2 protein-coding genes are annotated in these 4,183 nt (G+C 75.0%); both read right to left on the reverse strand.

Annotated features, from left to right (window positions below):
- On the reverse strand, positions 1–3,267 hold a 3,267-nt coding region (locus L1885_RS24645), incomplete at its 3' end, for a right-handed parallel beta-helix repeat-containing protein (protein ID WP_235799373.1).
- Positions 3,264–4,109 (reverse strand): hypothetical protein, encoded by an 846-nt coding sequence (locus L1885_RS24650; protein ID WP_235799374.1) that lies wholly within the window; start codon positions 4,107–4,109, stop codon positions 3,264–3,266. The genes L1885_RS24650 and L1885_RS24645, both read right to left, overlap by 4 nt.
- Between the last annotated feature and the right edge of the window lie 74 nt (positions 4,110–4,183).

The raw sequence follows: 4,183 nt of genomic DNA on the forward strand, positions 1-4,183 counted from the left end.
GGCCGTCGCGCGCTCCAGGTCGTCCGGCGCGACCGTACGCGTCCGCGACAGCGCGGCCGTCCGGTCGGCGAGCCGGCGCGCGCCGTACGCGCCCCCGGCCGGCGGCCGCTCGGCGAAGCGTTCGGCCATGACCTCGCCGGTCTCCGGGGCGAGCCGGAAGCCGAGGGCGGTCAGCCGGCCCTCCACCAGCCGCGCGAGCTGTTCGGGCGTGTAGGGATCGAGCGGCAGGTACGCGGCGAACGCCTGGGCCAGGTCGATGCGTTCGCGCATCAGGTCCATGAGGTGCGGGGGTCTGCCGAGCAGGACCACGGGCGTCTCCGGGACGGCCTCCATCCCGCGGGCCAGGGCGTCGAGGATGGCGGCGCGTTCGGCTTCACCGCGGCGGTCGAAGGCCGGGTCGATCTCCGGCATCAGCACGCCTCCCGCGGCTTCCTCGAAGGCCGCGGCGAGCAGGAAGCGGGGCTGCTCGGCCCAGCGCACCGGCACCGCCGCGAGCGGGAGGTGGTGCACCGCGCCGGTCGTCACGAGGTCCAGTTCGGCGAGGCCGCGCGCGTACAGCCGGGCCAGGGTGCGGCGGCCGGAGCCGGGCGGGGCCTCCAGCACGACGTTGGCGAGGCCCGTGGCCCGCTCGCGGCGCTGCTTGTTGCGCAGCAGCGTGTCGAGACGGGTGCGCAGCCCCTCGCGTGCGCTGTCCAGGCCGGTGAGTTCGGCGATCCGGCGGATGGCGGGGCTGTCGGCGCGGGGCCGCTGCCGGCCGCCGGCCGCCGAGCCGTCGGCGCCGCCGCCGGGGCCGTCCGCCGTGCCCGCCGGGTCGTCCAGGTCGAAGCCGGTGTCGGCCGCGTCGAGCATGCTCAGCGCGGAGTCGTCGTCGGGCGGGTTCATCGCCAGCCGGGACGCCTGGTTGCTGATCATCTGCTCGAAGATCTGCCGGGCGACGCGGCCGTTGCCGAACGTGGACGTCTTCGGGATCTCGACGAAGTACTGCGTGAGGGCCTCGAGCGCGTCCTCGGTCATCTCGTAGTAGTGCTTGGCGCACAGGCCCCGCACGATGGTGACGAGTTCCTCGGGCGTGTAGTTGGGGAACTCGACGGTGCGGGCGAACCGCGAGGCCATGCCCGGGTTGGACGCGAGGAACTGGTCCATCTGCTCGGAGTAGCCCGCGACGATGACGACCACCTCGTCGCGGTGGTCCTCCATCATCTTCATCAGGGTCTCGACGGCCTCCTGGCCGAAGTCGGGCCCCGTGCCCTTGGACTGGTTGGTGAGCGTGTACGCCTCGTCGATGAACAGCACGCCGCCGAGGGCCTTGTTGAAGACCTCCTGGGTCTTGATGGCGGTGCCGCCGATGATCTGCGCGACGAGGTCGGCGCGGGCCACCTCGACGATGTGGCCCTGGCTGAGGATGCCCAGCTCGGCGAGGACCGCGCCGTAGAGCCGGGCCACGGTCGTCTTGCCCGTTCCGGGCGGCCCCGCGAAGACGAGGTGGCGGCTCATGGGAGGCATGGGCAGGCCCATCTCCATGCGCCGCTGCGTCATCTTGTTGAGGTTGATGAGGCCCGTGACCTCCTTCTTCACGCTCTCCAGGCCGACGAGCGCGTCGAGTTCGGCGAGCGGCCCGGTGCCGGTGTGGTGCGCTCCGGCCGTGCCGCCCGGGTCGGCCGCGGGCTCGGCGTCTTCCGCGCCGCGCCCCTTGCCCTCGCCGCCGGAGCCGCCGGTCTCCAGCCGCTCCACCGACACGTGCGGGCCCGCCGTCAGCTGGTGCACGGGCCGGCCGCCGTTGTCGCGTATCTCGCAGTCGTGGACGGTGACGGGTTCCTCGGTGTTGCAGCGCACGCCGTCACCCGCGTTGTCGAAGACCGCGCAGTTCGACAGTTCCGCCCGCGAGGAGGCCTGGATGTTGACGCCGTGGCCGCGCGCGCCGGTCATCCGGCAGCCGACGGCGACCAGCGAGCCGCCGTTGACCGTGCGCACGGCGTCGGCGCCGGACCCGGTGAACTCGCTCTCGCGCGCGGTCAGCTGCGACTCGGCGCCGACCACCGCGCCGCATTCCAGCAGCGAGGAAGACTCCAGGACGGCGGACGCGCCGCCGGCGAGCTCAAGGCCGAGGCCGCCGCCGCCCGTCGAGCGCAGCCGCACCTGTGTCAGCGTGCCCTCGGACTTCTCGTCGAGCCGGACGGCCGCGCCGCCCGCCGAGATCTCGCCCGTGCGCACCGACAGGGTGGACGCGCCGCCCACCACCACACCCGCGCCGGAGCCGCCGGACACCGCCAGGGACTCCACCCGGGCCGCCGCCGCGTCGGCGAGCTGGAGCGCCGCGCCGCTCGCGTCCCGCACGGTCAGCCCGGCGAACGTCGCGTCGCTGCGCGCCTCGACCGCCACGCCGACCGGCGAGCCGGTGACGGTGCACTCCTCCAGGCGGGGCCTGGACGCGCCGGTCACCTGCACGCCGCTGGTCGCCGCGCCCGTCACGGTGCAGCCCCGCAGCAGCGGCGCGGCGCCGCCGCTGATGTGCACGGCCTGCCCGCCGGAGTCGGTGAACGTGCAGTCGGTCAGGACCGTCTCGCCGGTGCTCGTGAGGTACGCGTCGAGCGCGGCGCTCCCGCTCACGGCGACCTTGCGCAGTTCGGCCGTGGCCTGCTGCTCGACGGCGAGCGCGGGCTTGCCGCTGCCGTCGATGCGGGTCGACTCGACGACTGCGGTGGCGCGGCCGTTGACGCACACGCCGTTGCCGCGTGCGTTCGTCAGCACGCACTCGCGCACGGTCAGCCGGCCCTGTTCGGCGACGACGACCGCGGACGAGCCGACCTCGACGATCTCGGAGCCCTCCAGCACGTTGCCGCCGCCGGAGGTGACGACGACGCCCGCGCCCTGCGCGTTGGTGACGCGGCAGCCGCGCAGCGCCAGCACCCCGTCCTGCCATGCGAGGACCGCCGCCCACGCCCCGCCGGACAGGGAGCAGCCGTCGAGCGCGGCCTGCCCGTGGCGCACGTCGAGCACCGGCGCCTCGGGGTCCGTGCCGGACAGCACGAGCCCGGACAGCTGGACCTCGGCGTCCACCACGACGGCGGAGCCGGCCGAGGCGTGGATCTCCACCCCGCTGCGGCCCTCGGCGACCAGGCTGACGGGCCGGGTGATGTGCAGGGCCTCGTCGTAGCGGCCGGGCGCGACCGTGATCAGTGCGCCGTCGGTGGCGTCGGCCAGCGCCTGCGCGATGGACCGGTGCGCCCCCGGCCGGTCACCGGAGACCAACAGGACTTGGCGGCTCACGGCTTCGCTCCCTCGTTGCGTACGGACGGCTGTATGCGGGCGGACACCAGTCCGGGCGGCCAGCCGCTGCCGGGCGCGGTCTCCGGCGGCCCGGACGGGCCACCGGACTTGGCGGCGGCCCTCTCGGACTGCTCGACCACCTCGACGGCCTGCTCGAGCCCGGCGAGCGCGATCTCGTCCAGCGGGACGCGCGCCACGTCGACGCGGCCGTCCTCGCCGATCTCGGACGGCAGCAGTTCCCGCAGGAGGACCGTCGGCCGGCCCGTCCCGCTCTCGGCGCCGTCGACTCCGCGCAGCACCTTGAAGCTGGTGCCGGGCACGAAGATGATCTGGTCGGCGCGTGCGGGGTCGACGAGGACGGTCCTGCGGGCCGTCATCGACCAGACGAGGAAGTCGGTGTCCCCGGCCCCCGCCTCCCCGACGTCGGTGCGGGCGGCGCAGAAGCCCCACTCGGTGACGAGCCTGCCCTCGCGGAACCAGCCGCGCTCCGCGGTGGTCGCGAAGGTGCGCAGCAGCGCCGGCCCGCGGTACGAGGGGAGCCTGCGCAGCCCGGACGCCACGCAGCGGGCGAGCGGCACGTGCGGGCCGACCGTCGCGGACCGCACGGCGCGGTCGACCTGGCCGCTGTCGCCCGACAGGTACAGCTTCACGGAGACGAGGTCGGTGAGCGCCTCGGCCGCGTCGGCCCGGGAGGCGCCGCGCAGGCCCGGCGACTCCGACATGACGCGGGAGACGGAACCGGCGACCGCGTTGTACTGCTCGCTGAACGTGCGGCGCACCCAGTCGCGTTCCTTGCCGACCTCCCGGTCGCCCGGCGCGGCGCAGGCCGCGGGCTTGGGCACGGGCTGCGGGAAGTCCGGCGCCACCGGCGCGGGCGCCCACAACGCGACCCGGACGCTTCACACCGTCATGGGCG

The sequence above is a fragment of the Streptomyces fuscigenes genome, from assembly GCF_021556455.1.
GTDB classification, from domain to species: Bacteria; Actinomycetota; Actinomycetes; order Streptomycetales; family Streptomycetaceae; genus Streptomyces; species Streptomyces fuscigenes.